Origin of the sequence: Dongia sp. (assembly GCF_041905885.1) — a bacterium.
Taxonomy (GTDB): Bacteria; Pseudomonadota; Alphaproteobacteria; order Dongiales; family Dongiaceae; genus Dongia.
Map to the genome: position 1 here is coordinate 108,795 of NZ_JAYRKD010000001.1, position 25,126 is coordinate 133,920.

A 25,126-nucleotide genomic window follows, 5' to 3' on the forward strand; every position below is an offset into this window, starting at 1 on the left:
TCGTTCCGCTTGGATCGCAATTCGGGTGAGGTCCGAGCTTTCCTTAAAGGAGCCACTGGCCCGCCCAGGGGGTTGAGTCGGAGCGACCGTATTGGGCAGAGAAAAGGGGACTTCCTTGGCGCCTAAAGCAATCCTGGTCCACAACGCTTCGGCCGGCATCCGCGAGCCGTCCCTAGAGGACCTGACGGCGATGATCGAGGCCGCGGGCTATCGTGTGAAATACCGGAACTCCAAGGCGCCGGACCTCGAGGCGAAGCTCGACAAGCAGGGCGATCTCGTGGTCGCCGCCGGGGGCGACGGCACGATCGCCAAGGTCGCCAAGATCCTGCTGTCGAAGCCGGAACAAGGCGCGCCGCTCGCCATTCTGCCGATCGGCACTTCCAACAACATCGCGCTCTCGCTGGGGATCACCGAACCGCCGGAGGCGCTGATTCCGCGCTGGAACGAGACGCCGCTGCGCAAGCTGTCCCACGGCATCGCGCATGCGCATTGGGGCGAGCAGCGCTTCATCGAAGGTGTCGGCCTCGGCTCGCTGGCCGAAGCGACCACGCCGAAGCCGAAGCAGACGAAGGATCGCAGCGCGAAGGGGCGCAGGCGCCGCATCACGGAGGGTCGCATCGCGTTTCGCCACGCCATCAAGCACGCCAAGCCCGAGCGGCTCTACGTCACCGTGGACGGTACCCGGATTGAGGACGAGGTCGTGCTGATCGAGATCCTCAACATCGCCCAGGTCGGCCCGCGGCTGCGCCTTGCGCCGAATGCCGACCCCGGCGACAACCTGCTCGACGTCGCCTATGTGACGACCGAGCACCGCAACGCCCTGCTCGCATGGCTGGATGCGCTGATCGAGGACGACCTCGACGCCGGCGTGGTCGGACCGCCGCCGGTCGCCGTCGTGCCCGGCGCCAAGGTGACCATCGCCTGGAACGGGATGGATCTGCGGATTGACGACAAGTTCCCGCTGATGCCGGGCCAGGCGACAGCGCCCAGCGCGGACACCAAGAACGGCAAGAAAAAGAAGACCAGCGATGAAGCCGACGAGAAGGCCAAGCGCGACAAGGTCGACCTGGTGACCATTGAAATCGCCGAGCGCCAGCTGGAGATCCTGGCGCCGGCGGGCAAGGCGAACGGCGTCGCCGCGAAACGGGCCGGAAAGAAGGAGAAGGGACGATGGGAGAAGCCGCGCGCCATCTGATGGATCTTCCCGACGACCGTACCCTGGGGCAGATCGAGCGCACCGCGGTCGAGATCGCGCGTCTCGCCGGGGCGGAGATCGTGACCGCGCTCGGCGGCATGCTGGCGGTCAAGTACAAGAGCGACGTCGCGCGCAAGGAGGGTGACGAACTCGCGTACCGGGATCCCGTTTCCGAGGTCGATCACCGGGTCGAGGTGCTGCTTCGGGCCCGCATCGCCGAGCGATTCCCGCAGCACGACATCATCGGCGAGGAGATCAACGACCGTCCCGGCGATCGCCCTTACGCGGAATTTGTCTGGGCGGTGGACCCGGTGGACGGCACGGCGAACTTCATCAACGGCTTTCCGCTGTTCGCGGCCTCGATCGGCGTGCTCTATCGCGGCCGGCCGGTGGTGGGCGCGGTCTGGTGCGCGACCTCGCATGCCCTGCGCGCTGGCGTCTATCACGGCCATGTCGGCGGCGACCTGCATTTCGACGAGGTGCCGACCGACCTCAAGGTCAATCCTGGCGTGCAGCGCCGGCTGGCCGGCGATCCCGGCGGCGGCAAGAATTTCGGCTTCCTGTGGGACACCCGCAAGACCGGCTCGGCGGCGATCGAATGCGCCTTCGTGGCCGCCGGCCTGCTCCGGGTCAGCCGTTTCGAGGCGCCGAATGTCTGGGATGTCGCCGGCGGCTTGGCGCTGGTGCGTGCCGCGGATCTCGATGTCCGGACCATCGAGAAGGGCGAATGGCGGCCGCTCGAGGTCTTCTCCGGCCCTGACGGCGATATCCGGCGCTGGCGTCAGCCGCTGATCATCGGAGATGCGCCGGCCGTCGCCGAGCTTGCCGCGGCGCTGCCGCCGAAGCCGGAGAAATAGCCGCGGGCTGCCCGCGGGGCGCCGGCTCGAGGGTCTTCAGGTCCTCGTCGCTGATCAGCAGCGTCGTGAGCTTCGGGTTGGTCGAGCGGCGATACTTGATCATGGCCGCGATCTCGAACAGCAGCCGGTTCTGCTCGAAGCGATCGACCAGGTCGCGCGGCGTATCCGCGCGCGTGCAGCCGATGGCGCTCAGCGCCGAACGCGTTGCCAGGCAGCCGATATGTGCGCCGGGGGTCAGCGCGGTGATCCGGATGGCGTCCTTCTGGGGCAGATAGACGCCGGTCTCGCCGAGGAACTGCAACATGGATCACCTCTATCGCCGGGCAGCCGATGCCAGCCCCGCTACGCTCCCACCGCAGCGCGCAGCGAACAAGGTGAATCCGATGAATCTTGTGCGGCAATCCAGCGTCGGCGCGCGATATGGGCGGAACCCGTATTCATAGCATGGGTTGGAAAATCACACCGCGGTGAGGAAAGCGGCGGAATGCCGCCACGCGGTGACAACCCGGCATTCGAGCGAGGCAGGACATGAAATCACCCAAGAAGAAGGCTGCGGCCCGCAAACCCGCGCGCCGTTCGGGACGCGGCGCGGGCCCGGACGCGGTCGCCATGCTGAAGGCCGACCACCGCAAGGTCGAGGGCCTGTTCAAGAAGGCCGAGAAGGCGAAAGGCGGCGCCAAGGAGAAGCTGGTCGAGCAGATCTGCAACGAGCTGATCATCCACACCATGCTCGAAGAGGAGATCTTCTACCCGGCGTGCCGCAGCGAGGACGTGGAAGAGGACAAGATGGACGAGGCGCAGGTCGAGCATGACGGCGCCAAGGTCATGATCAACGACCTCATGCAGTCCGGCGCCAGCGCGCCGATGTACGACGCCAAGGTCAAGGTGCTCTCCGAATACATCAAGCACCACGTCAAGGAGGAGGAGCAGCCGCGCAAAGGCCTCTTCGCCGAAGCCAAGCGCAAGGGCGTCGATATGAACGCGCTCGGCGCGCGGATGAAGGCGCGCAAGCTGGAGCTGATGCGCGAGGCGGAGGAAGAGGGCCTGCCGCGTCCGGAGCCGAAGTCGATCGGCGCGGCGCCGAAGTCCAATGGCGACGGGGCCCGCGCGGACGAGGCCGACGGCGGCATGGGCGGCCGCCTGCGGCATTTCGTGCAGGAAGCGAAGCGCCGCCACTTCTCGCAGTCGGCGAAACGCGCGCTCGATTAGCCATCCGGTGTGAACCAAGGTCCGTTGCGGGGGTTGGCCTCGCAACGGACCTTTTTCATTGTCGGAGATGAGCATGAGACAGCGCAGCGCCGCTTCCCGCGAGGCCGAGGAAACCGCAGCCCAGCAGCGTGCAATCCAGTCCAAGACCGATGCGCGGGACGCGCAGAAGAAGGAGAACCAATCCGAGGATGAGGCGCCGCAGACCGGTGCCCGGCCCTATCCGGTCCCGCCCTTTCCGGAACAGCACCAGGCCAAGCCCGGCACCGAGGCGACCTTGGAGCCGCGCCCGATGTACGACGCGCCGCATTATCTCGGCTCGCGCAAGCTCGAGGACAAGGTCGCGCTGATCACCGGCGGCGATTCCGGCATCGGCCGCGCGGTTGCGATTCTCTATGCCCGCGAGGGTGCCGACGTGGCGGTGGTGTACCTCAGCGAGCACGGCGACGCCAAGGAGACCAAGGCCGCCGTGGAGAGAGAAGGCCGGCGTTGCACCCTGATCCCGGGCGACGTCACGGATGCGGCGTTCTGCCGTGACGCGGTCGAGGCCACGCTGCGGGAGCTCGGCGGCCTGGACATCCTGGTCAACAATGCGGCGTTTCAGGAGCATTCCGCCGGCATCGAGGAGCTTTCCGAGGCGCAGTTCGACCAGACCCTGAAGACCAATCTCTACGGCTATTTCCACATGGCCAAGGCGGCGGCACCGCATTTGCGCCGGGGCGGCGCGATCATCAACACCGGCTCGATCACCGGGATCGACGGCAGCCAGGAGCTGCTCGATTACTCGATGACCAAGGGCGGCATCCACGCCTTCACCCGTTCGCTGTCGGGCAGCATGCTGAAGCGCGGCGTGCGGGTGAATGCGGTGGCGCCCGGGCCGGTCTGGACGCCGCTCAACCCGGCCGACAAGACCGCCGACAAGGTCGCGAAATTCGGGCAGCAGACCAAGATGAAGCGTCCGGCCCAGCCGGAGGAGATCGCGCCGGCCTATGTCTTCCTGGCCGCGCCCTGCTGCTCCAGCTACATCACCGGCGAGGTGCTGCCGATCATCGGCGGGTATTAGAGCGCCGCGCGGATCGCTTCCACCAGGCGCGGGCCGCTGTAGGGTTTCTGCAGGAAGCGGCCGCGCTCCGGGATATCCCGCTCACGCAGGACGATCTGGCCCGAGGTGACGATCAGCGCGATCGGCGGCCAGCGGTCGCGGATGGTTGCGGCCAGCTTCAATCCATCCATCGAGCCCGGCATCTGAATGTCGGTGACCACCACGCGAATGTCGCGGCGTATCTCCAGGATGGCGATCGCCTCGTCGGCGTTCGCCGCCTCGATCACGCGATAGCCGGCGCGCATGAGTGTTTCGATCGCGTCGAGCCGGACGAGGGGCTCATCTTCGACGACCAGAACGACGGCGGTGGATGCAGGTGTCTTCATCTGATGATTCAAATCAAGAAAGCTTCGCAGATGTAACGATGGCCGCGCAGCTGCGTTCCGTGTCTGCAAGCCGCGGCTTGGTGTCAAAGCGAACACCTGGGTGCAGTCTCGGTTCGTTGCGCTGTCGATCAGATCTGCGCGCGGGCGCGCGAGACGTCGAGCCGCACGGTGACACCCGCGGCGTCCCAGCTATGCGCAATCTGACCGTCGAGGGTCCTTACCGTAGCCTTGGCGAGATACCCGCCGAATCCCTCCGACGAAGTCGGGGGACTGACGGGCGGGCCCCCGCGCTCCACCCAGGTGACGATCAGGCGATCGCCGTTCTGCGTGATGTCGATCGCGATGGTGCCGCGCTCGTCGGACAGGGCGCCGTATTTCGCGGCATTGGTGGCGAACTCATGCATCAGCAAGGCGAAGCTGGTGGTGGCGGAGGCGGAGAGCTGGAGATCGTCGCCGGTGAGCCGGATCCGCCGCCCGCCCTCCGCTCCCATTTCGTAGGGGGCGAGGATCGCCCGGATCAAGGCATGGAGCGTGGTCGGCGCCGCAACGGTGGCCTCATCTTGCCCATGGCGCGACAAGGTGAGGCTGTGCACCCGCGCCAGGGCGGCCAGGCGCTCGGTGGCGCGGGTCTTCAGGGCCTGCGGGCTATCGGCGTCCCGTGCGCTCAGGCTGATGATGCTGCTCGCCAGCGCGAACAGGTTCTTGATCCGGTGGTTCATCTCGCGGATCAGCAGGCGCTCCTGCTCCTGGCCGCGGTTCCGCTCGGTGATGTCGCGCGCGATCTTGGAGGCGCCGACAACCGTGCCCGCGCTGTCCTTCAACGGCGAGACGCTGAGCGAGAGGTCGACCAGCGTGCCGTCCTTGCGCTGGCGCACGGTTTCGTAATGCTCGATGCGCTCGCCGGCCCGAATCCGCTCGAGGATCGAGGGCTCCTCGTTCTGCAGGTCGGCGGGGATCAGCATGGTCACCGGCTTGCCGATCGCCTCCTCGGCGCTGTAGCCGAACAGATCGGTGGCGCCCTGGTTCCAGCTGGTGATGATGCCGTCAAGATCCTTGGTCAGGATCGCGTCATCCGAGGTTTCGACGATCGCCGCCAGCCGGCTGCTCGTCAGCGCCGTGGCTCGCCGCTGCTCGCTCTCCATGCGCAGGGTGCGGAGCAGCCGCTCGTTGTCGAGAGCGATCGCAGCATGGGAGGCGACCGCCTCGATGATCGCCTCGGCGTCGCTGGTGAAGACGCCGGGTGCGTCATGGCCGAAGAACAGGCCGCCATGCACCTCGCCGGTGCTCGAAATGACCGGAACCGCGAGATAGGAGACCACCGGCAAATGGCCCTGCGGCATGCCGCGATGCGGCGGGTTGTGGCCGTAGCGCGGATCCTTGCGGATGTCGTCCGAGCGGACCGTGCCGAGGCCGCGGAAGGTGGTCTCGAAGATCGGGGTGTTGCGCGGCAGGCCGAACTTCTCGAAGGCCGAGCGCGGCGCGCCGGACAGGGTGAACAGCGTGTAGCTCTCGCCCGCTTCGTCCCGGCGGTTGTAGAAGAAGGCGCCGAACTTGGCGCCGCAGAGCTCGGTCGCCGCGTCGGTGACGGTCTGCACCACGCGTTCAAGGTTGTCGATGTCGGTCGCGACCGACCTCGCGATCTGGTTAAGGCGCTCCAGCCGCCGGCTTTGGCGCAGCAGGGCGCGCTCGGCGGTCTTCTGGGCGGTGATATCCTGCACGCTGGCCAGCGTTCGCTCGAACCGCGCGCCGTGGAAGCGGATCGAGAACGCGATTTCGATCGCGCGGCCGGTCAGGGTGCACATGCGGGTCTCGCCCTCGAAGCGGCGGTGCCCGTTCCACAGCGTCACCAGCACATCGACGAAGACCGCCGCCGTTTCCGGCAGGAAGATCCGGCCGAGCGATTGCAGCAGGTCCTGCTTCCGCTCGACCTCGAACAGGCCGAGGGTGAAGGCGTTGACGTCGATGATGCGGACCCGGCGGATCGCCTCCTCGACATGCTCCGGATGCGCAGCGAGATGCGTGCGCAGGTCGATCACGCCCTCGGCGCGCAGCCGGTCGAGGAAGACGACGACCGCGGAAAAATCCTCGTCCCACAAGGAAACCGGGGCGGCGTCGAAAATTTCGCGGTACCGGTCTTCGCCGGACACTGCCTCTGCGCCGGGTCGTTCTGCGGCCATGATGTTCCAGTTGATCAGCGGCTGCCGTCGGCAGGGCCCGAGAGTGCAAAACTCTATCGGGATTTCGCGGGCTGATACAGCAGCGATTGACCGCGCACCCAGCCGAATCCCCAGCGCGCTATTCGTCCATGCTGGCACTCTGCGACGCGGCTTGCTGCTGGCGGCGAGGTTGCGGATTCACCCGGCGCTACCCCCTCGGCGGACCGGCCTTGCCGCGCGACCCGCCCCGGCAGCCGCGCTTGTGATGGTGGTCACGGTAGCGCTTCCGCCCCGATGACGCCGAATGGTGCGATTTTCCTGGCTTTCCGCCGGATTCGGATGGGTTGTGGGGAGTCACACAAACTCTTGCCTCGAATCCAAGCGGAGCGTAGCGTTTTTACGTGAACCTTTCCACAGACCGGCACGACCGGTCCTTGGCGAGGGGACCGTGGGGCCGCGTCTTTCCAGCAAGCAGGAGCGCAGCATGAGCAAAGAGACTTCCAAGAAGGATCCGCAGAGCCTGGTGAAGGCCTCGCCGGAGGGTTCGATCGAGCTCTCGGAGAAGGAACTGCAGCAGGTCGCCGGCGGCCAGAAGGTCAAGGGCGAGCAGCAGGAATATCTGAAGATCAAGCTGACCGACATCCTCATCTCCGGCTGAGGTTCGCGTCCGCGATTCCGTCCTCACAGTTCTTGGAGCCTGTCATGTCGAAGAAACCCTCGAAGCCCGACAGCCTGACCAAGTCCGGCAAGAATGCCGGCATCGAGCTCACCGAGAACGAACTGACCAAGGTCACCGGCGGCAAAGCCAAGACCGCCGACAAGGCGTTCAACGCGATGGACGCCTATATCAGAGGCTGAACCGATTTGGACGCGCGCTCGAACCCTCCCGGTCGGGCGCGCGTCTCATCTCCCATGAACTTACCCAGCAGGGATCATCCCGGCGGCGTTGCGGCCGACATCCGTTACGTCACCGACGTGCCCTATATCGCCGGCTTCACCGCGGAGCTGGCGCCGGAATGGCTGGACCTGGTTGCGACCATCAACGGATTCGCCGCCCCGGCGCGCGCGGACGGCTTCGCCTGGTGCGAGCTCGGCTGCGGGCCGGGCATGGCGCCGATCATCTTCGCCGCGACGCATCCTGAAGGCGAATTCCACGGCATCGACGCGATGCCGGATCATATCGCCCGCGGCGAGGCCGTCGCGTCGCGCGCCGGCATCGGCAATCTCACCCTGCATGCGCTGGATTTCGAGACCGCCTGCGGACGCGATCTGCCGCAGTTCGACTACATCACCGCGCATGGTGTCTATGCCTGGATCGACGAGACGGCCGCGGCCTCGCTGCGCCGCTTCATCGAACGGCACCTGAAGCCGGGCGGCCTCGTCTACATCAGCTACAATTCGATGCCGGGCTGGGCCTCGGACGGGCCGTTCCAGCATCTGCTCTATGCCCTGGCGGAGGACGGCGCCGGCGACAGCATCGCGCGCTTCGCCGCCGCGGCCGAGGCCGCGGAGAAACTCCGCGAGGCCGGTGCCGCCGCGCTGGCGGCCAGCCCGACCGCGGTCGGCTTCAAGGATGAGCGGGCGAAGCGGCCGGAAGCCTATTTCGCCCATGAATATCTCTGCCCCGCCTGGCGGCCGCGCTATGTCGACGAGGTGCGCCGCGACATGGCGGCGATCGGGCTGAGCCCGGTCGGCTCGGCGACCTTGCGCGACAACTTCGACAGCTTCGTCCTGCGCGCCAAGGCGCGCGAGGCCCTGGAGGCGATCGCCGATCCCGATCGGCGCGAGCTCGCGCGCGACTATTTCATGTTCCAGCGCTTCCGCCGCGATGTCTTCGGGCTGTCGCCGCGCCCGCTCGACGACGACGAGCGGCGCGCGGGGCTGTTTGCGACGACCTTCGCGCTGCTGCGCCCGCCGTCGCTGGTCGAATATAAGATGACGACGGAGGCCGGCGATCTCGCCTTCGACAATCCGGTGGCGCGCGGCCTGGTGGCGAAGCTCGGCGCGGGACCGCGTCGTTTGCAGGACTGCCTGGAACCCGGCGCCGACGCCCAGGACCTGCTGGCGAACACGCTCAGCCTCTGCTGCTCCGGTGCGGTGCGGCCGGTCGCGGCCCGCGCCGCGCCGGTGGATCGGCTGAACACGGTGCTGCTGGAAGCGCTCGACGCGAACAACGAGACCACCTTCCGGGTGATGCCGCACGGCACCGCCTTGCGCTTCGACGGCCAGATCCTGGTCGCCCTGCGCGACGGCAAGCCGCTGCCGGACAAGGTGGCGCCCTGGGTCGAATTCCTGAACCGCGTCGGCTGAAACCTCAGCCGGTCGCCAGCATTCCCAGCAAGCGGTTGAAGCGGTCGCCGGCCTGCGAAACGGTGTCGAGCACGGTCATGTCGAGCTCGCCTTCCAGCATCTGCTCGGAGCCGAGATCGCCCTGCTTGCCGTAGCCGAGGCGCCGGTTGGCGGCGCGCAGGCGATCCGCCAGGAAGACGGCGAGCGCGCGGTGGAAGCGGGCGGAGAAGCCGACATCCTCGGCGAACTTGCGCTGGATCGCGCTGCGCTTGATCTCGAGCACCGCGGATTGGCCGACCCCCTTCACCGTCGCGGAGGGCGGCGCGGAATCGACGAAGGAGATTTCGCCGACGAACTCGCCGGCGCCGAGCCTCGCCACCTCGACGCCGTCGCCGGCGGTGACCGCCAGCGCGCCCTCGAGATTGAGGAACAGCGCGTCGATCGGCCGGCCTTCCTGGATCACCACCTCGCCGTCGCGCAATTGCCGGGTGCGGCCGTGATCGGCGAGCCATTGGATGTCGGCGTCGTTCAGCTGGCCCAGGATGTAAAGCGCCTTGCGCATGTCCCGTTCTCCCTCGCTACAGCAGTTGGCGGCGCGCCAGCGCCGCGAAGGTTCCGTCCCCGGCCATCAGCTCGTCGAAGCCGCCGGATTCCACCAGGCGGCCGCGGTCCATCACGAAGATCCTGTCGGCGTCGCGGATGGTCGACAGCCGGTGCGCGATCACGATCCGCGTCGCGTGCAGGCGATTCAAGGAATCCGTCACCACCGCCTGGCTGACATTGTCGAGCGCGCTGGTCGCCTCGTCGAGGATCAGCACCTGCGGTTTTCCGATCAGCGCGCGGGCGATCATCAGCCGCTGCAGCTGCCCGCCGGACAAGGTCGAGGCGCCTTCCATCAAGACCGAATGCATGCCCATCGGCATCGCCTCGATATCGGTGGCGAGCCCGGCCATGCGCGCCGCGTCCCAGGCCTCGTCGAGCGAGTAGGGGAGGCCCGCGGTGATGTTCTCGTGGATGCTGCCGCTCATGATCCGCGCGCTCTGCAGCACCACGCCGATCCGCCGCCGCAGGGCCGAGGTGTCGAGATTGCCGATCGGCTGGCCGTCATAGAGGATGTCGCCGCTCGCGGCGGTCTCGAAGCCGAGCAGCAGGCGCTGCAAGGTCGACTTGCCGCTGCCCGAGGCGCCGACGATGGCGACGAACTGGCCGGGCTCGATCCGGAGCGAGACGTCGTCCAGCACCAGCGGCGCCTCGGGCGCGTAGCGGAAGCTCACCCGGCTGATCTCGATGCTGCCCGTCAAGGGGCCGGGATCGGCCTTGTCGTCCTGGCGCTCGGGCGCGGCGGTGACGATCGGCTTCAGGCGCTCGAACAGAGGCAGCGCGCCGAGCACCCCGGCCAGGGACGCGCCGGCCGCCATCATCGCGGCGAGCAGCTGGCCGAAGGCGGTGCTGACCGCGAGGAAGGCCCCGAGTGAAAGACTGTGCGAAAGCCCGTTGGGCCCGAGCGACCCCGCGGCCACTTTGTAGAGCAGCAGCGCCGCGATGATCGGGTAGCAGCCATAGAAGGTGGTGCGGAGATTGGCATAGCCCTGGCCGCGCACCAGGGCGGAGCGGCGCTCGGCGAAGATCTCGGCCCAGAGCCCGAACATCCGCGCCTCGCCGGCGGAGACCCGGAGCTTGCTGATGCCCTGCACGAATTGCAGCACCAGCCCGTCCTCGCGTCCGCCGAGCCTGACCGCGTCGCGCTCATGGCGCAGCTGCGCGATCGCCAGCGCGGCGGTGACCAGCGAGGCGATGCCGACCAGCGCAATCGAGAGCAAAGCGAGGATCGGGCTGTAGAACAGGATGACGCCGAGGCTGACCAGGGCGAAGCCCCCGGACAGCAGCGAGGTGATCGCGGTGCCGGTGATGAGATGCCGGATCCGCTGGATCGCCAGCACCCGGTCGGTCAAGTCGCCGGTGCCGAAGTTGCGGAAGAAGCCGACCGGGAGCGTCAGCAGGCGCTGCAGGATCAGCGGCTGCAGCCCCGCTTCCATGCGCGCTTCCAGCCGCACCAGCGCGATCGCCTTGACGAGGTCGAAGCAGGCGACGCCGAGAGCCGCCAGCGCGAGGCCGCCGATCAGCGCGGCGAGCATGCCGAGCTCGCCGCGCGGCACCACCCATTCGAACAGGAAGCCGGTGGCGATCGGCGTCAGTGTGCCCATGAGGCTGCCGAGCAGGCCCATCGTGACGATGGCGGTGAGATCGCCGCCGGCGCCGCGGAAGATCTGTCGCGCCAGGCCCGGCAGCGAGCGGATCTCCGGCGGCGGCGGGCGATAGAAGGTGATCGCTTCCGGCTCCAGCGTCTCGGCGATCTTGGCCGTGACCCGCGCTTCGCCATTCCCGTCGATGATCCAGTTATGGCCGCGCCCGTCGGGCAGCAGCGCCACGGGCATATGGGTCGCGGCGACATGGCCGATCAGCGGGCCGTTGTCCTTGCGCCACCAGTCGTCGCGCAGCAGCACGCGGCGAAAGCCGAAGCCGGTCAAGCGCGCGATCTGCGGCAGGGTCTTCTGCCGCAGATCGATCCGCGGGAGCTGGGTGAGCGGCACGCCGAGCCGGTCCGCGACCGCCGAGAAGGCCGCGACCAGGGGCGCTGCATCGGGTGATGCCGAGGCGCGGGCGTGGCGGCGGCCAACCAAGGCGAGGCGCTGGATCGCGCCCGACATGGTCTTGGCGTCGAGCGCTGCGCGGGTGTCGAGCCGCTGCTGCGCGGCGCGGTCGTGTTCGGTAAGTGTTGCGGCAATGGCCATGGCGGCGAAGCCGTGGAATGCGGCCAGCCCGTCGCGCAGGTCGGCGATTTCCATCGCGCTGGTGGTCTGCGCGAAGGCGCGGGTGTCGTCGCGGGCGCGCAGGAAGAAGCCGGCGGCGAGCGGCAGCGCGGTGGTCATGGCATGATCGCCGTCGCCGATATTGCAGGCCGTCGCCTGGACCCAGACCACGCTGCGACCCGCGTGAATCCTGGCACCGGCGGTGCAAGCGGTCTCGCTGCCGGCTTCGGGCAGCAGTTCCGGCCAGGCCGGCGCCGGGCCGAAGGCGGCCTCGGCGAGGGCCGCGATCCAGAGGTCGAGCAAGGGTTCGGCGGCGGCCGAAGGCAAGGTCAGCGGCTCGATCGAGCGCAGATGCTCGATCTCGGTCTCCAGCCCACCGACGGCGATGACCACCGCGTTCTCGGCAGCGGGGAGCCCGGCGACCAGCCGGCCGCTCGGCACCCGCAGCACGTGCCGCCGCGCGCCCAGCGGCTCGCCGTCGACCAGCGGCAGGACGAAGAGATCGACATAGCCGGCCCGCACCAGGAAGAAGCCGGAATAGGTGTCGAGCCGCATCGGCGCGTCGGCGGCGAGCCGCTCCGGTGTTCCGTGCAGCGCGACCAGGCCGGCGATGGATTCGACGTTACTCGGCATGGATCAGCCGCCGGTATTCGTCGCAGCTGTCGAGCAGCGCGGTATGCGGACCGCGGCCGACCACGCGGCCTTCCTGCAGCACCACGATCTCGTCGCAGTCGCGGATGGTGCTCAAGCGATGCGCGATGATGATGCAGGTACAGCCGCGCCGGCGGATGCTCTCGTCGATCTCCTTCTCCACCACGGGGTCGAGCGCGGCGGTCGCCTCGTCGAGGATCAGCACCGCGGGATCGCCGGACAGCGCCCGGGCGATCTCCAGCCGCTGGCGCTGGCCGCCGCTGTAATTGATGCCGCCTTCCGCGACCTCGGCCTCCTGGCGGCCGGGACGCACCGCGATCTCGTCGAACACCGCGGCGTCCTTCAGCGCCGCGGACAAGGCCACGTCATCGACGCTGCCGTCCCAAAGGGTCACGTTCTGCCGCACCGAGCCCTGGAACAGGAACACATCCTGGTCGACATAGGCGACCGAGTTGGCGAGCACGTTGCGCGGGATCTCGGCAAGCGGCACGCCGTCGATCTCGATGCTGCCGGACCAGGGCGCGTAGAGGCCGCTGACCAGGCGGCCGAGCGTCGACTTGCCGCTGCCCGAGGCGCCGACCAAGGCGACCCGGCGCCCCGGCCGCACGCTCAAGTCGAAGTCGATGATCAGAGGCGGTTCCTGGCTGTTGTACCCGAAGGTGACGTCGCGCAGCGTGACCTCGCCCTGCAGCCGCGCCGGCCAGTTCTGGTTGTCTTCGTCGCGGAGGAAGCGGGTGTCGGGCGTATAGGCGAGCACGTCGCGCACGCTGGCGAGGCCGCCTTTGATCTCCTGGAGCGCGGTGCCCATGTTGAGGATCTGGCCGATCGGGTCGGCGAAGGCGGCGGCGAGCGCGAGGAAGGCGACCAGGTCGCCGACCGAGATCTTGCCGGCCATCACCTGCATGCCGCCGACCCCGAGCAGGGCGGCGATGCCGAGGCCGGTCAAGAGCGGCGGCACCACGCCGAGTGCTGCACCGGCGCGGTCGAGGTCGCGGCTGGTCGCCATGGTCTTGGCGTGGAAACCGGCCCAGCGGCCGAAGGAATCCTGCTCCAGCCCGCCGGCCTTGATGGTCTCGATCGAGCGGACGATGCCGACGGTGGCGCCCATCAGCGCGCTGCGGTCCTTCATCAGCCGCTGCGCCGCCGTGGCGCGATACTGCGCGACCAGGCGCAAGGCGAGAATGTTGACAAGGGTGATCGGCAGCACGATGAGCGCCAGGGTCAGGTTGATCGCCAGCATCACCATCAGGAACAAGACCGAGGTGGCGAGGCTCAAGACCGTGGTGGCGAGGCCGCTGGAGAGCAGCCGCGCGACGTCGTCATTGGCGGTGAAGCGGTTGGCGAGGTCGCCGGCATGGCGCTGGGTGAAGAACACCACCGGCAGCCGCAGGAGATGCCAGACGAAGCGGCTCGCCATCGCCAGCGCCAGCTTGCTCTCGAGCTTCAGCAGATAATGGCTCTGCAGCCAGAGCATCGCGGCGCGGAGCAAGGCGGTGGCGGCCATGCCGAGCAGGAGCGGTCCCAGCCAGTCGTTCAGGCCGCCGATCAGGATGTCGTCGACGAAGACCTTGGCGAAGACCGGAGTCACCACGCCCGGCACGATCAGCAGCAGGCTCATCAGTAGCACGAGCGTCACGCAGGTGCCGGAGCCTTGCAGCCGTTCCCAGAGCGCGCCGATCAGGGCCGGCGGCGCGCCGCCGCGGGTGAACCCCTCGCCCGGCTCCATCGCCAGGACGACGCCGGTGAAGGATTCCGAGAACTCCTCCAGGCCCACCTTGCGATGGCCGTAGGCGGGATCGTTGATATGCGCGTCCTTGCCCGAGAAGCCTTCGAAGACGACGAAGTGGTTGAAGTTCCAGTGGATGACGGAGGGGACGGGGAGCCCGGTCAGTTCTTCCGGCTCCTTGCGGAACCCCTTAGCGGAGAGGCCGTAATGCCGCGCGGCCTTGAGGATGTTGCTGGCCTTGGTGCCGTCGCGGGAGACGCCGGCCCGCAGCCGCAATTCCTCGAGCGGGACCCAGCGTTTGTGATGCGCCAGCACCATCGCCAGGCTGGCGGCGCCGCATTCGACCGCCTCCATCTGCAGAACCGTCGGCGTGCGGACCCGTTTGCCCATCGCGCGCGCTCTCTAAGAGGAGAGGCCGGCCTGCCCTTTCAGCAAGGGCAGCAGCAGGCTGATCGGGGCGCGGCGGTCGGTGGTGACGGTGGCGCGCACCGTGGTGCCGCTGCTGAGCTTGACCGTCGGTCCCGGACCGCCGGACCAGCGATAACCGGAAGCGCTGTCGGCGCTGGGTGCCAGCTCGACCCGCACCGCGTAGGGCGGGCCCTGCTCCATGAATCGCGTGACCAGCTGCGGGTTCTGCAGCACCGAGGCCATGCCCTCGGCGGTCATCGGGAAATCGGAAACGGCAACGACCTTGCCGATGAGCGTCCCATATTCCTCCTTCTTCACCGTCGCGGGCTCGATCCGCACCTCCATGCCGGGAGCGACCTTCTTGCCGAACTCCGGCGGGACATAGAGCAAGAGTTCGAGCCCGCTGCCGGCGGTCTCGATGCTCAAGATCGGTTTGCCGGGCGCGACCACGGTGCCGGGTGTCGCCTTGATCTCGGTGATGACGCCGTCCATCGGCGAAAGGATCTCGGTCGATTGGTCGAGCTGGATCTGGAGCTCGGCCAACTTGCGCCTGGCATCGTTGACCGCCTGCTCGGCGCCCAGCACGGCGAGATCGCGGCGGCCGACCAGGTCGGATTCCTCGGCGTCGAGGCGCAAGAGATCGCTGCGCGCACCGCGCGCCTCCTGGTCCGCCATGTCCATCGAGCGCCGGGTCTCTTCCTGGAATCGCTGGGTGAGAAATCCTTGCTGCACGATCTTGTCCTGCTTGGCGAGCAGGCCCTGGTAGAAGTCGCGGCGTTTCTCGGCGGCGGCGATGACGCGCTTCAGGTTGTCGCGCTGTGCCATCGCATTCTTGTGTTTGAGCTGGATCTGGTCGGCGAAATTCTTGGCCAGGCTGGCGAGGTCGGCCTGCTTCTCCTTCACCACCTCCTCGGCATGGCGGAGATTCTGCCGCAGTTCGGTGTCGTCGAGCGAGGCCAGGCGGTCGCCTTTCTTCACCACCGTGCCGATGTTGGCGACGTCGATCAGCGTGCCGGGTGTCGGCGCCATCGCGTCGAAGACATGGCCGCCGCGGCTGACCAGGATACCGGCGCCGTTCACCGAGGTCGGCAGCACGCCGAAGATGCTCCAGCCGATCGCCGCCGCGACCAAGGCCGCAATCGCCACCACCGCGGTCCAGCCGATCGGCGAGGTCAGGGGCCCCAGCTGGTCGAGCTGCTCCGGCGAGGACAGGCGCTCCAGCGCCACCTTCCGAAAGATCCTTTCGCTCGAGGCCGTCATACCCCCTCCCGAACTCGCCTCCGGGATGCCGTTTCGGCCATCCCGGGATCCCTGCTTCAGGTCGGTCGTCCGCGCCGCGGATCGCGTTCAAGTGGTTCGGAGGGCTCGGAAATTTGCGCGAAGTCCAAACCCGAACCATCCGCAAACGAGCGACCTTGCAAGAGTAACCCCTTCGGATGGTCCCGCCAATGTGAAACTTTCCACATCTTCTTGCCAGAATCCTGGCATCCAGGCAGTATGAACGGGACTGGGGATGGTTGCGACGGATCAGAAGGTACCGGCTCTCTGCCGGTGCCTATTGGTCCCTCACAACAGCCACAGGAGATTGCCATGTCGGATTCCAAGAAGTCCCAGCCGGCGTCCCCGGACAGCCTGGCGAAGACCTCGAAGGACGGCTCGATCGAGCTTTCCGAGAAGCAACTGGCCGATGCGGCCGGCGGCGCAATCTACATGAACCAAGGCGCCCAGAAGTGGAACACAGCCGTGAAGATCGATACCGATCCCGCGCTGCTGTTGCCCGCGGTGAAGCCTGGCCAGTGAGATCACCGGCGGGGGGAGCTGGTACCCCTCCCGCCATTTCATGACCACGCCCATTCCTATCCAAGCAGTTTCCATAACCAGCGAGGAGGATCTGATGCCGACCAACAAGCAGAAGCCGTCGAGCAGCGCGAAACCAGCGCCGAGCAAGAAGCCCGCGCATGAGCTCAGCGACGACGATCTCCGCTCGATCTCCGGCGGCATGATCTCCTCGCCGGCGGGCAGCGCCAAGGATCCGGTCTGCGTCAGCTCCACCGGCGGCTGAGCAGCCTCCACGTCACCTTAGACGCGCATCGCGGGCGCCGCGGCCCTTACACGGCTGCCGGCGCCCTGGTGCGCTTCGTCTGCACGCAGCCCGCGGGCGCAGCGCTCGCCGGCGATCACTTGCTATCGCTCCTCCTGGTCGCGCCGGAAATCAGCGCGCAGTTTCCCGTTCCGACCGCGCTCCGGGATTCCTTCCGCTTCTCGCGCGAAGGCAATCCCAGCGCCTGGAGCCAACGCACGGCCCACGGGGTCGCCGATTTCCTGCAAGCCTTCCTGGATCGGGCCGCAACGCGGCTCTCCGTGGCGTTCACGCATGCGGATGCGGCCGACCCGACCGACTGCGAAATCATCGACATTCTGCGACAACGCTGCGATCCCGACCGGCTGAAGATCATCTGCGAACAGGGTGATGAGAGCGGCGATCTCGTCGTCGGCGCACGCGGTTTCCTTCTCGCTGGCAGCGCGCTCTGGCGCGGCAGCGATTTCGAGGATGTCGTCGATGGCGCAACGCTTCTGCTGCGCGCCTCCGACCTCGCCATGCGCATGGCCAATTACGATGCGGCGCTGGAATGGGCGGCGCTCGGGCGGACCCGGCTCGACGCCGCACGGGTCGAAGATTGGGGCAAGCTCACCCGCAACATGCTGTTCGCGCGGTTGCTGCTCGACCGCATCCCGGAAGCCGAGGCGATCTGCGCCGAAGTGCAGGCGCGGGCGCCGGAGCCGGCAATCCTCGCCCATGTCACCTATGCGATGGCGATCCTGAATGCGCGGCTCTACGACCGCGCGCGCCACGACTACGACGCGGCCAAGGCCTGGATCGAGCGGTCGCTGGAATATACGGAACGCCTGCCGGCGTCGGAGACCCGCAGCGTCAACCGCGCCTTCCTGATGAACACCATGGCCCTGGTCGAGATGCGCAAGGGACGGCAGGACGCCGCCCGCGATCTGCTGGATGCCGGGCTGGCGCTGATGGAACGTGAGGCGCCGCAGCGCTTTGCGTTCGAATGCAGCATCCTGCTGCACAACCGGGCGAAGCTGCATCGCGCCATGAAGCAGCCGGAGCGCGCGATCGAGGACCTCACCCGGCTGCTCCGCTTCGAGCCGAGCAGCGGCGAGGCCTATTTCGATCGCGGCTTGTTGCAGCAACGCGCCGGCCGGCATGCGGCGGCGCTGGCGGACTACTCCGCCGCTTTGCGCTGGAGCCCGCCCTATTGGGAGCCGCATTTCAACCGCGCACAGGTTCACCTCGCGCTCGGCGATCGCGACGCCGCCTTGCGCGACTACGAACGGGTGCTGGTGTTGAATCCGGCGCATGTCGAGAGCCGGGCGCATGCCTTCTGCCTGCGCGGGCTCATCGCCATGGAGTCGGGTGATCTCGCCGAGGCCGAGCGGAACTTCTCGCTTTCGATCGCGGCGGATCCACGGCTCGCGGATGCCTGGGCCAACCGCGCCACCATCCGCTTCCGCCAGCGCGATGCCGAAGCGGCACTGCAGGATCTCGATCACGCCCTTGTGCTGCGCGAGGATGCGGAGACTCTCTATAATCGCGGGCGCGTCCTCGAATCCCTGGAGCGCCGGCGCGAAGCCATCATCGACTATCGGCGCGCGCTGGCCCTGGGTGTCTCCGGCGCGGAGGCGATCCAGCGCCGCCTGGATCACTGCCTCGCGCTCGAACCAGACGCGCATGGACAGCCCGCCACGCCTGCGGTTTAGTACCCCCGCGATCATGGCGAGGGAGAAGGCGGGTGAGCGTAAGGGTTGGGATCATCGGTGTCGGCGTGATGGGATCGGACCATGCGCGGATTCTCGCGACGCAGGTACCCGGCGCTACGATCGGGGCGATCTACGATGCCGATCCGGCGCGCGCCAGATCCATTGCCGATGAAACCGGCGCCGCCAAGGTCTTCGCCGACGCCGTCGCCTTGATCCAGGATGCCGCGGTCGATGCGGTCCTGGTCGCTTCGCCGGACCAGACCCACAAGGATCTGACCCTCGCCGCCATTGCCGCCGGCAAGCCGGTGCTCTGCGAGAAGCCGCTGGCGCCGACGCCGGGCGAATGTCTCGAGGTGCTCGCGGCCGAGGCGAAGAGCGGACGCCGGCTGGTGCAGATCGGTTATATGCGCCGCTTCGACCCGTCCTATGCCGAGATGAAGGCGGGGCTGAGGTCCGGCCGTCTTGGCTCAGCGCTGATGTTCCATTGCATCCATCGCAATGTCGCGGCGCCGAGCTGGTTCGATTCCAAGATGGCGGTCAGCAACTCGGCGGTGCACGAGTTCGACATCGCGCGCTGGATGCTTGACGCGGAGCTGACCGGCATCTCGGTTTTTCGCCCGAAACCGGCGAAGGGCAGCTCTCCCGGCGCCCCGGTCTACCTGGTTCTGGAATCCGCAACCGGGCAGCTGGTGACCATCGAGGTCTTCAACGACGCGGCCTATGGCTACGACGTGCGCGGCGAGCTGGTTTGCGAGAAGGGAACCATCGCGCTGCGTGCGCCGCTGCGCACCGAGACCAATGCCGAATTAATTCAGGGCACCGCCTATCCGGTCGATTGGCGCCCGCGTTTCGCCGATGCCTATCGGCTGCAGGCGCAGGCCTGGATTAATTCGATCGGGCATGGCGGCAGCGCGGGCGCCAGCGCCTGGGACGGTTACGCGGCCAGTGCGGTGGCCGAAGCCGGATTGCTGTCGCTGGCCGAGGGCCGGCGCGTCGCGATCGAACTGGCCGACCAGCCTGCACTCTATCGCTGATGGACATTTGATCGGCTTGGCGCATCGCCCGGGCCGTAAACGCTTCCCTTTGCCGAAGATTAAGTCATACTATAAGGCCTGCACCGGTCGGCCAGTCCTTGCGGGCATGGCCCGAGTGCAATAAAAAGTTGCTACCCCGCGAAGCAGCCGTCAGAGCCGCGAGCGGATAGGGAGGATCGGCGTGGCGTTGCTCGACATTCGCAACATCTCGATGCATTTCGGCGCCATCCACGCGCTGACGGACCTGAGCTTTTCTGTCGGCGAGGGCGAGGTCGTCGGGCTGATGGGCGACAACGGCGCCGGCAAGTCGACGATGGTCAAGATCATCGCCGGCAACTTCCGCCCGACCCATGGCGAGATCGCGGTCGAGGACGAGGTCTGCCACTTCCACAGGCCGGTCGATGCGCGGGCCAGGGGCATCGAGGTCGTCTATCAGGATCTCGCTTTGGCCGACAACCTGACCGCGGCGCAGAACGTGTTTCTCGGACGCGAGGTGAAGAAGGGTATCTGGCCCTTTCGCGTGCTCGACAAGAAGGCGATGATCGACCGCTCCGGCGAGCTCTTTCAGGAACTGAAATCGGAGACGCGGCCGCACGATCTGGTGAAGAAGATGTCCGGCGGCCAACGCCAGGCGGTCGCCATCGCCCGCACCAGGCTTTCCCAGGCGAAGATCGTGCTGATGGACGAACCGACCGCGGCGATCTCGGTGCGACAGGTGGCCGAGGTGCTCGGCCTCATTCGCCGGATGAAGGCGCAGGGCGTCTCGGTCATCCTGATCAGCCACCGCATGCCCGACGTGTTCGCGGTCTGCGATCGCATCATCGTGCTCCGGCGCGGCTCCAAGGTCGCCGACAAGGACACGCACCACACCTCGCCGGAGGAAATCACCGGATTGATCACGGGAGCCATTCGTGCCGCCTGACAATGTTACGCCAAGGGGGGAAGCCGCCGCGATCGAATCCGACCACGCGTCGATCTCCGACGTCGTCGGCAACAAGGAGCAGACGCTCGCCAAGAAACTGTTCGGCAGCCAGCCCTTCTGGGTGACGGTGGCGCTGTTCATCCTGATCATGGTGATGGTCGCCGCCGAGCCAACCTTCGGCACCTCGAACAACGTCGGCAACATCGCGCGGAACTTCGCGCCGTTCGGCATCATGGCGATCGGCATGACAATGGTGATCATCACCGGCGGCATCGACCTCTCGGTCGGCTCGGTGATGGGCCTGGTCGCGATCGTCGCCGGCCTGTTCCTGACCTGGGATTATGCCTGGTACGTCGCCTTCGCCATGGGGATGTTGACCGGACTGATCTGCGGCGCGGTCAATGGATTCTTCGTAGCCTATGTCGGCATGCCCTCTTTCGTGGTGACTTTGGGCATGCTGTCGCTGGCGCGGTCCCTGGCCGTCGTCTTCTCGCAGAATCAGATGCTCTACAAGTTTGGACACCATGCGCCGATCGTGAAGGCGATCGGCCAGGCGAAGTGGCCGCTGCGCGAGCCGGCCGGCTGGGCGCCGGCCTGGGTGCCGGAAATCTCCTCGCATTTCTGGATCATGGTGCTGATCGCGCTGTTCGTCGGCTTCGTGTTCAACTTCACCGCCTGGGGCCGTCATCTCTTCGCGATCGGCGGCAACGAGCCGGCCGCGCGGATGACCGGTGTCCCGGTCAACTGGATCAAGTTCCAGACCTATGTCTTCTCGGCCTTCACCGCTGCGGTCGCGTCATTGCTGCTGCTCGGCTACAACGGCTCGGCCATCAACGCCATGGGCACCGGCTACGAACTCCGCGTGATCGCGGCGACGGTGATCGGCGGCGCCAACCTAATGGGCGGGGCGGGCACGGCCTATGGCGCCATCGTCGGCTCGGCGCTGCTGGAGGTGATCCGCAATGCGCTGCTGATGGCCGGCATCGATTCCAATTGGCAGGGTGCCTTCGTCGGCGCCTTCATCGTTCTCGCGGTGCTTCTCGGAATGCTGACCACCGACCGGTCATTCGTGTCGACCGTGTTCGGCAACTGGTTCCACAAGAAGCACCGTTAGGACCGGTTCACTGCGGCAAACAGTGAAAACATGAATCTGGGAGGAGACCTCATGAAGAAGCTGCTTTTGACGACGGCCGTTGCCTTTGGGGCGATGATGATGGCCGCGAGCGGCGCCCAGGCGAAGTTCGTCTTCGCGCTGGTGCCGAAGAACATGAACAACCCGTTCTTCGATCAGGCCCGCGACGGCTGCAAGAAGGCCGAGGCGGAATCCAACGGCGCGTTCGAGTGCATGTATATCGGCCCCGGCGAGCATGGCGGCGGCGACGAGCAGGTGACCATCGTCCAGGATCTGGTCGCCAAGAAGGTCGACGGCATCGCCGTGTCGCCCTCCAACGCGGCCGCCATGGCGGTGGCGCTGCAGGCTGCCAAGGACGCCGGCATTCCGGTGCTGACCTGGGACTCCGACCTGCTGCCGGAGAACAAGGATCTGCGCGTCGCCTATGTCGGTACGCACAACTACGAGATCGGCGTGAACCTGGCGAAGCTCGCCCAGGCCGCCAAGCCCAAGGGTGGCACGATCTGCATCCAGTCGGGTGGTGCGGCCGCGGCCAACCACAACGAGCGCATGCAGGGCATCCGCGACACGCTCGCCGGAAAGAAGTCGGCGGCCTCGCCCGGCGATCGTCTGACCGGCCAGAACGGCTGGACCGAGATCGACGGCTGCCCGCTCTACACCGACGACGACTTCCCGCGTTCGGTGCAGCAGTTCCAGGACATCATGGCGAAGAATCCGAAGCTGGATGCGTTCATCCCGACCGGCGGCTTCCCGCAGTTCATTCCTGATGCGAACCGCGCGGCGGTCGAGCCCTACAAGGGCCAGATCGCCGACAAGTCGCTGGCCCTGGTGGTCGCCGACACCCTGCCGGTCCAGATCGATCAGATGAAGGAAGGCCTGTCCCTCGGTCAGGTCGGCCAGCGTCCCTTCGAGATGGGCTACAAGACCATGCTGTTCCTGAACGACATGAAGAACGGCAAGGCGGCGCCGGCCGATCCCACCTATACCGGCCTCGACGTCTGCACGCCGGAGACCGTCGATACCTGCATCGGCAAGTAAGCCGGCGCAATCTCTCATCCTCAGCGGCGGGCACCGAAAGGCGCCCGCCGTTTCTTTTTCAATTGTCAGGACCGGGTCGTTGGCGCACCGTGATTGCACGGCGAAGCGGTGATGGATCGATGGACGATCTGGCATTCGGCACAAGGGACAAGCGCGGCGACTGGAAGCCGGCCGCTCGACTGGAGCTGCCGCCCTATTGGCATTGGCCGCTCAGTCCCGTTGCCATCCTGAAATGGCTGCCGGGATACCTCTTCCCCTGGAACGCCTTCCACATGGCGACGGCGCTGGCCTACTGGTATTGGGTCGTGCCCGAGGTCGAGGCGATGAAGACTCTGAGCTGGGACTGGGCGCTCCGGCTCTATCTCGTGAATGCCGCGGCGATCTTCGTCATGTACGGCGCGATCGAGTTCTTCTTCTATGTCCGCCGGAAGCAGGGGACGCAGTTCAAGTATAACGGCCGCTTTCCGGCCGAGCAGCCGTCCGACGTGTTCTGGTTCAAGAGCCAGAATCTCGACAATGCCCTGCGCTGCTTCCTGTTCAGCATCCCGCTCTGGACCCTCGTCGAGGTGCTGTTCCTCTGGTGCTTCGCGACCGGGGCGGTGCCCTGGCTGCGCTGGGTGGACCACCCGGTCTATCTCGCCGCACTCGCCTTCTTCGCGCCGATGCTGCACGAGGTGCACTTCTTCGTGATCCACCGGCTGATCCACACGCCGCCGCTCTACAAGTGGGTGCATTCGGTGCACCACAACTCGATCAACCCCTCGCCCTGGTCGTCGCTGTCGATGCATCCGGTGGAGGGCTTCATCTATCACGCGGTCGCTCTCTGGCACCTGGTCATCCCGTCCAACCCGGTCCTGGCGCTGTTCCAGCTGCATCTCGCCGGCTTCGGCGCGATCAACGGGCATATCGGCTTCGACCATCTCGCGCTCGGCGGCAGGTGGAAGCTCAGAAGCCACGCCTATGCCCACTACCTGCACCACAAGTTCTTCGAAGTGAACTACGGCGGCGACGGGCTGATCCCGCTCGACAGGTGGCTCGGCACCTGGCACGACGGCAGCAAGGAAGGCGAGGCGCTGATGAACGCGCGCTTCAAGAAGAAGCGCGAGCGGTTGAACGCGAAACGGCAGGAAGCTTGAGGCGGGGCCAGAATGGCGGAATGGATCGACGCTTGCGGGATCGAGGACATCGAGCTGGAAGAGGTGATCCGCTTCGATCACGGCGCCAAGACCTTCGCCATCTTCCGCAGCCCCGAGAACGAATATTTCTGCACCGACGGGCTTTGCACCCATGAGAAGGTCCATCTCTGCGACGGCCTGGTGATGGACAACATCATCGAATGTCCGAAGCATAACGGACAGTTCGACTACAAGACCGGCGAGGCCCTGCGGGTGCCGGCCTGCGTCGATCTCTGGACCTATCGCACCAAGGTCGAGAACGGCCGGGTCCTGATCGAGCTGCTCTGAGTCCCCGGTAGAAAGGCCGATTGTGCGACTGCAAAAAATCTCATCGAGAACAATCGCTTATTGCGATCCTATATTAGATCCTATAGGATATTTCTTATAGGGAAGTGCATTTCCCTGTTGTCTGTCAGTTATCGATAGATGACAGTGCTTGCAGCAAGAGCCGCCGATAAAGGTGGCCGCGCGACATGGGAGGCGGATTGGCGATCCAGCGGCATAAGGGCCTGGCTGACGACGTCTATGGGGCGATCTTCAACAAGCTGATCTCGCTCGAGATCACCCCAGGCGCGCGCATCACCGTGGACGGGCTGGTCCGGGAGCTTGAAGTCTCCCAGACGCCCATTCGCGAGGCGCTCGGCCGTCTGGAAGGCGAAGGCCTGGTGGTGAAAACCCATCTGGTCGGCTACAGCGCGACGCCGCAGATCACCCGCCGGCATTTCGACGAGCTCTACGAATTGCGACTGCTGCTGGAGCCCGACGCCGCGCGCCGTGCCGCCAGCCGTATCGACGAAGAGAACATGCGCAAGCTGACCGACACGGCCGAGCAGATGCGGCGCCTCGACGGCGGCCGCGAGCGGCGGAAGTATTCCGCTTTCGCGCGGCTGGACGCGGATCTGCACGACCAGATCCTCGGCATCGCCGGCAACGAGCTGGTGCGCGATACCTTGGCGCATCTGCACACGCATTTTCACATCTTCCGGCTGATGTTCCACGCGCGCGTCACCGAAGAGGCACTGACCGAGCATGAATCCCTGCTGGTGGCACTCTCCTCCGGCGATCCGGACGGGGCGGAGCGCGCGATGCGCGAGCATATCGACCGCTCGCGCCGGCGCCTGCTGATGGCGTTTGCCTGATGGTTTTTTATCTGATGGATCCTGAGGTGAAGCTTTGCTCATCTTTGAGGCAAGTGGTTCGATTTTCGTGGCGTTCCGGTCACATTGGTATCGTGCATGCAAATCCGGGCTTGCATCAAATGAGTGATTTACACAAAAATCTCCACGATACTCACAAGACGAGAAGGCCCGCTCCAATGAGGGTAG

At 66.6% G+C, this 25,126-nt stretch carries 24 protein-coding genes; 17 read left to right on the forward strand and 7 right to left on the reverse strand.

Translation table 11 applies throughout. The features are described from left to right. Positions 1-115: 115 nt before the first annotated feature. Together ACH2CY_RS00485 and ACH2CY_RS00490 are read left to right on the forward strand one after the other, a co-directional pair. Positions 116-1,195: a diacylglycerol/lipid kinase family protein gene (locus ACH2CY_RS00485; RefSeq protein WP_395014707.1), complete on the forward strand. Its 1,080-nt coding sequence runs from the start codon at positions 116-118 to the stop codon at positions 1,193-1,195. Further along, entirely contained in the window at positions 1,171-2,052 is an 882-nt protein-coding gene (locus ACH2CY_RS00490) for an inositol monophosphatase family protein (RefSeq protein WP_395014709.1), read from the forward strand. The genes ACH2CY_RS00485 and ACH2CY_RS00490 overlap by 25 nt, the downstream gene beginning before the upstream one ends. On the opposite strand, the gene ACH2CY_RS00495 is transcribed toward ACH2CY_RS00490, so the two are convergent. After that, positions 1,988-2,356: a DUF1488 family protein gene (locus ACH2CY_RS00495; RefSeq protein ID WP_395014710.1), complete on the reverse strand. Its 369-nt coding sequence runs from the start codon at positions 2,354-2,356 to the stop codon at positions 1,988-1,990. The genes ACH2CY_RS00490 and ACH2CY_RS00495 overlap by 65 nt on opposite strands. Before the next feature lie 224 nt (positions 2,357-2,580). Between ACH2CY_RS00495 and ACH2CY_RS00500 the strand changes: the two genes are divergently transcribed. Both ACH2CY_RS00500 and ACH2CY_RS00505 read left to right on the forward strand, forming a co-directional pair. Beyond that, positions 2,581-3,261, forward strand: coding sequence for a hemerythrin domain-containing protein (locus tag ACH2CY_RS00500; protein WP_395014713.1), 681 nt, complete (start codon positions 2,581-2,583; stop codon positions 3,259-3,261). A gap of 73 nt (positions 3,262-3,334) precedes the next feature. After that, a complete protein-coding gene (locus ACH2CY_RS00505; RefSeq protein ID WP_395014716.1) occupies positions 3,335-4,321 on the forward strand; it encodes an SDR family oxidoreductase in 987 nt (328 codons plus the stop codon). On the opposite strand, the gene ACH2CY_RS00510 is transcribed toward ACH2CY_RS00505, so the two are convergent. Beyond that, a complete protein-coding gene (locus ACH2CY_RS00510) occupies positions 4,318-4,686 on the reverse strand; it encodes a response regulator (RefSeq protein ID WP_395014718.1) in 369 nt (122 codons plus the stop codon). The two genes, ACH2CY_RS00505 and ACH2CY_RS00510, sit on opposite strands and share 4 nt — an antisense overlap. Before the next feature lie 128 nt (positions 4,687-4,814). Next, on the reverse strand, positions 4,815-6,833 hold the full coding sequence (locus tag ACH2CY_RS00515; RefSeq protein WP_395014721.1) for a PAS domain S-box protein: 2,019 nt from the start codon (positions 6,831-6,833) through the stop codon (positions 4,815-4,817). 493 nt (positions 6,834-7,326) lie between these two features. Here ACH2CY_RS00515 and ACH2CY_RS00520 point away from each other — a divergent pair, with 493 nt between their 5' ends. The 3 genes from ACH2CY_RS00520 to ACH2CY_RS00530 are packed head-to-tail and all read left to right on the forward strand — an operon-like array spanning position 7,327 to position 9,152. Further along, on the forward strand, positions 7,327-7,500 hold the full coding sequence (locus ACH2CY_RS00520; protein ID WP_395014724.1) for a bacteriocin: 174 nt from the start codon (positions 7,327-7,329) through the stop codon (positions 7,498-7,500). 44 nt (positions 7,501-7,544) lie between these two features. Beyond that, positions 7,545-7,700 carry a bacteriocin gene (locus ACH2CY_RS00525; RefSeq protein WP_395014725.1) on the forward strand — a complete coding sequence of 52 codons (156 nt, stop codon included), beginning with the start codon at positions 7,545-7,547 and terminating at the stop codon, positions 7,698-7,700. Positions 7,701-7,754: 54 nt separating this feature from the next. Further along, entirely contained in the window at positions 7,755-9,152 is a 1,398-nt protein-coding gene (locus ACH2CY_RS00530; protein WP_395014728.1) for a class I SAM-dependent methyltransferase, read from the forward strand. Between the two features lie 4 nt (positions 9,153-9,156). On the opposite strand, the gene ACH2CY_RS00535 is transcribed toward ACH2CY_RS00530, so the two are convergent. Genes ACH2CY_RS00535 through ACH2CY_RS00550 form a run of 4 tightly spaced genes read right to left on the reverse strand, consistent with a single transcriptional unit; the run spans position 9,157 to position 15,986 of the window. Then, complete coding sequence (locus tag ACH2CY_RS00535) at positions 9,157-9,693, reverse strand: cyclic nucleotide-binding domain-containing protein (protein WP_395014730.1); 537 nt, start codon at positions 9,691-9,693, stop codon at positions 9,157-9,159. Between the two features lie 16 nt (positions 9,694-9,709). Then, a complete protein-coding gene (locus tag ACH2CY_RS00540; protein WP_395014732.1) occupies positions 9,710-12,574 on the reverse strand; it encodes an NHLP bacteriocin export ABC transporter permease/ATPase subunit in 2,865 nt (954 codons plus the stop codon). Next, positions 12,564-14,708, reverse strand: a complete 2,145-nt coding sequence (locus ACH2CY_RS00545; protein ID WP_395014734.1) for an NHLP family bacteriocin export ABC transporter peptidase/permease/ATPase subunit — start codon at positions 14,706-14,708, stop codon at positions 12,564-12,566. Before ACH2CY_RS00545 ends, ACH2CY_RS00540 begins: the two co-directional genes overlap by 11 nt. 12 nt (positions 14,709-14,720) lie before the next feature. Continuing rightward, a complete protein-coding gene (locus ACH2CY_RS00550; protein ID WP_395014736.1) occupies positions 14,721-15,986 on the reverse strand; it encodes an NHLP bacteriocin system secretion protein in 1,266 nt (421 codons plus the stop codon). Between the two features lie 330 nt (positions 15,987-16,316). On the opposite strand from ACH2CY_RS00550, the gene ACH2CY_RS00555 reads away from it, so the two are divergent. The 10 genes from ACH2CY_RS00555 to ACH2CY_RS00600 all read left to right on the forward strand — a co-directional run bounded on the left by ACH2CY_RS00555 (position 16,317) and on the right by ACH2CY_RS00600 (position 24,940). Further along, positions 16,317-16,526, forward strand: coding sequence for a hypothetical protein (locus tag ACH2CY_RS00555; RefSeq protein WP_395014739.1), 210 nt, complete (start codon positions 16,317-16,319; stop codon positions 16,524-16,526). A gap of 94 nt (positions 16,527-16,620) precedes the next feature. Continuing rightward, the gene (locus ACH2CY_RS00560; protein WP_395014741.1) at positions 16,621-16,788 is read left to right on the forward strand and encodes a hypothetical protein; all 168 of its coding nucleotides are present in this window, start codon (positions 16,621-16,623) and stop codon (positions 16,786-16,788) included. A gap of 119 nt (positions 16,789-16,907) precedes the next feature. Continuing rightward, positions 16,908-18,500: a tetratricopeptide repeat protein gene (locus tag ACH2CY_RS00565; protein ID WP_395014743.1), complete on the forward strand. Its 1,593-nt coding sequence runs from the start codon at positions 16,908-16,910 to the stop codon at positions 18,498-18,500. A 32-nt stretch (positions 18,501-18,532) separates the two neighbouring features. Beyond that, positions 18,533-19,534 carry a Gfo/Idh/MocA family protein gene (locus ACH2CY_RS00570; protein ID WP_395014745.1) on the forward strand — a complete coding sequence of 334 codons (1,002 nt, stop codon included), beginning with the start codon at positions 18,533-18,535 and terminating at the stop codon, positions 19,532-19,534. A gap of 181 nt (positions 19,535-19,715) precedes the next feature. Next, complete coding sequence (locus ACH2CY_RS00575) at positions 19,716-20,456, forward strand: ATP-binding cassette domain-containing protein (protein ID WP_395014747.1); 741 nt, start codon at positions 19,716-19,718, stop codon at positions 20,454-20,456. Next, positions 20,446-21,570, forward strand: coding sequence for an ABC transporter permease (locus ACH2CY_RS00580; RefSeq protein WP_395014750.1), 1,125 nt, complete (start codon positions 20,446-20,448; stop codon positions 21,568-21,570). The genes ACH2CY_RS00575 and ACH2CY_RS00580 overlap by 11 nt, the downstream gene beginning before the upstream one ends. A 51-nt stretch (positions 21,571-21,621) precedes the next feature. Then, complete coding sequence (locus ACH2CY_RS00585) at positions 21,622-22,626, forward strand: sugar-binding protein (protein ID WP_395014752.1); 1,005 nt, start codon at positions 21,622-21,624, stop codon at positions 22,624-22,626. 119 nt (positions 22,627-22,745) lie between these two features. Continuing rightward, positions 22,746-23,762: a sterol desaturase family protein gene (locus ACH2CY_RS00590; RefSeq protein WP_395014754.1), complete on the forward strand. Its 1,017-nt coding sequence runs from the start codon at positions 22,746-22,748 to the stop codon at positions 23,760-23,762. Between the two features lie 12 nt (positions 23,763-23,774). After that, positions 23,775-24,089, forward strand: a complete 315-nt coding sequence (locus ACH2CY_RS00595; protein WP_395014756.1) for a MocE family 2Fe-2S type ferredoxin — start codon at positions 23,775-23,777, stop codon at positions 24,087-24,089. Between the two features lie 197 nt (positions 24,090-24,286). Continuing rightward, positions 24,287-24,940, forward strand: coding sequence for a GntR family transcriptional regulator (locus ACH2CY_RS00600; RefSeq protein ID WP_395014758.1), 654 nt, complete (start codon positions 24,287-24,289; stop codon positions 24,938-24,940). Positions 24,941-25,126 lie beyond the last annotated feature (186 nt).

Excerpts from the sequence above, each read along its gene's own strand:
- ACH2CY_RS00490 (WP_395014709.1), top strand. The coding sequence starts at position 1,171 with ATGGGAGAAGCCGCGCGCCATCTGATGGATCTTCCCGACGACCGTACC.
- ACH2CY_RS00495 (WP_395014710.1), bottom strand. The coding sequence starts at position 2,356 with ATGTTGCAGTTCCTCGGCGAGACCGGCGTCTATCTGCCCCAGAAGGAC.
- ACH2CY_RS00500 (WP_395014713.1), top strand. The coding sequence starts at position 2,581 with ATGAAATCACCCAAGAAGAAGGCTGCGGCCCGCAAACCCGCGCGCCGT.
- ACH2CY_RS00505 (WP_395014716.1), top strand. The coding sequence starts at position 3,335 with ATGAGACAGCGCAGCGCCGCTTCCCGCGAGGCCGAGGAAACCGCAGCC.
- ACH2CY_RS00510 (WP_395014718.1), bottom strand. The coding sequence starts at position 4,686 with ATGAAGACACCTGCATCCACCGCCGTCGTTCTGGTCGTCGAAGATGAG.
- ACH2CY_RS00520 (WP_395014724.1), top strand. The coding sequence starts at position 7,327 with ATGAGCAAAGAGACTTCCAAGAAGGATCCGCAGAGCCTGGTGAAGGCC.
- ACH2CY_RS00525 (WP_395014725.1), top strand. The coding sequence starts at position 7,545 with ATGTCGAAGAAACCCTCGAAGCCCGACAGCCTGACCAAGTCCGGCAAG.
- ACH2CY_RS00530 (WP_395014728.1), top strand. The coding sequence starts at position 7,755 with ATGAACTTACCCAGCAGGGATCATCCCGGCGGCGTTGCGGCCGACATC.
- ACH2CY_RS00535 (WP_395014730.1), bottom strand. The coding sequence starts at position 9,693 with ATGCGCAAGGCGCTTTACATCCTGGGCCAGCTGAACGACGCCGACATC.
- ACH2CY_RS00540 (WP_395014732.1), bottom strand. The coding sequence starts at position 12,574 with ATGCCGAGTAACGTCGAATCCATCGCCGGCCTGGTCGCGCTGCACGGA.
- ACH2CY_RS00545 (WP_395014734.1), bottom strand. The coding sequence starts at position 14,708 with ATGGGCAAACGGGTCCGCACGCCGACGGTTCTGCAGATGGAGGCGGTC.
- ACH2CY_RS00550 (WP_395014736.1), bottom strand. The coding sequence starts at position 15,986 with ATGACGGCCTCGAGCGAAAGGATCTTTCGGAAGGTGGCGCTGGAGCGC.
- ACH2CY_RS00555 (WP_395014739.1), top strand. The coding sequence starts at position 16,317 with ATGTCGGATTCCAAGAAGTCCCAGCCGGCGTCCCCGGACAGCCTGGCG.
- ACH2CY_RS00560 (WP_395014741.1), top strand. The coding sequence starts at position 16,621 with ATGCCGACCAACAAGCAGAAGCCGTCGAGCAGCGCGAAACCAGCGCCG.
- ACH2CY_RS00585 (WP_395014752.1), top strand. The coding sequence starts at position 21,622 with ATGAAGAAGCTGCTTTTGACGACGGCCGTTGCCTTTGGGGCGATGATG.
- ACH2CY_RS00590 (WP_395014754.1), top strand. The coding sequence starts at position 22,746 with ATGGACGATCTGGCATTCGGCACAAGGGACAAGCGCGGCGACTGGAAG.
- ACH2CY_RS00595 (WP_395014756.1), top strand. The coding sequence starts at position 23,775 with ATGGCGGAATGGATCGACGCTTGCGGGATCGAGGACATCGAGCTGGAA.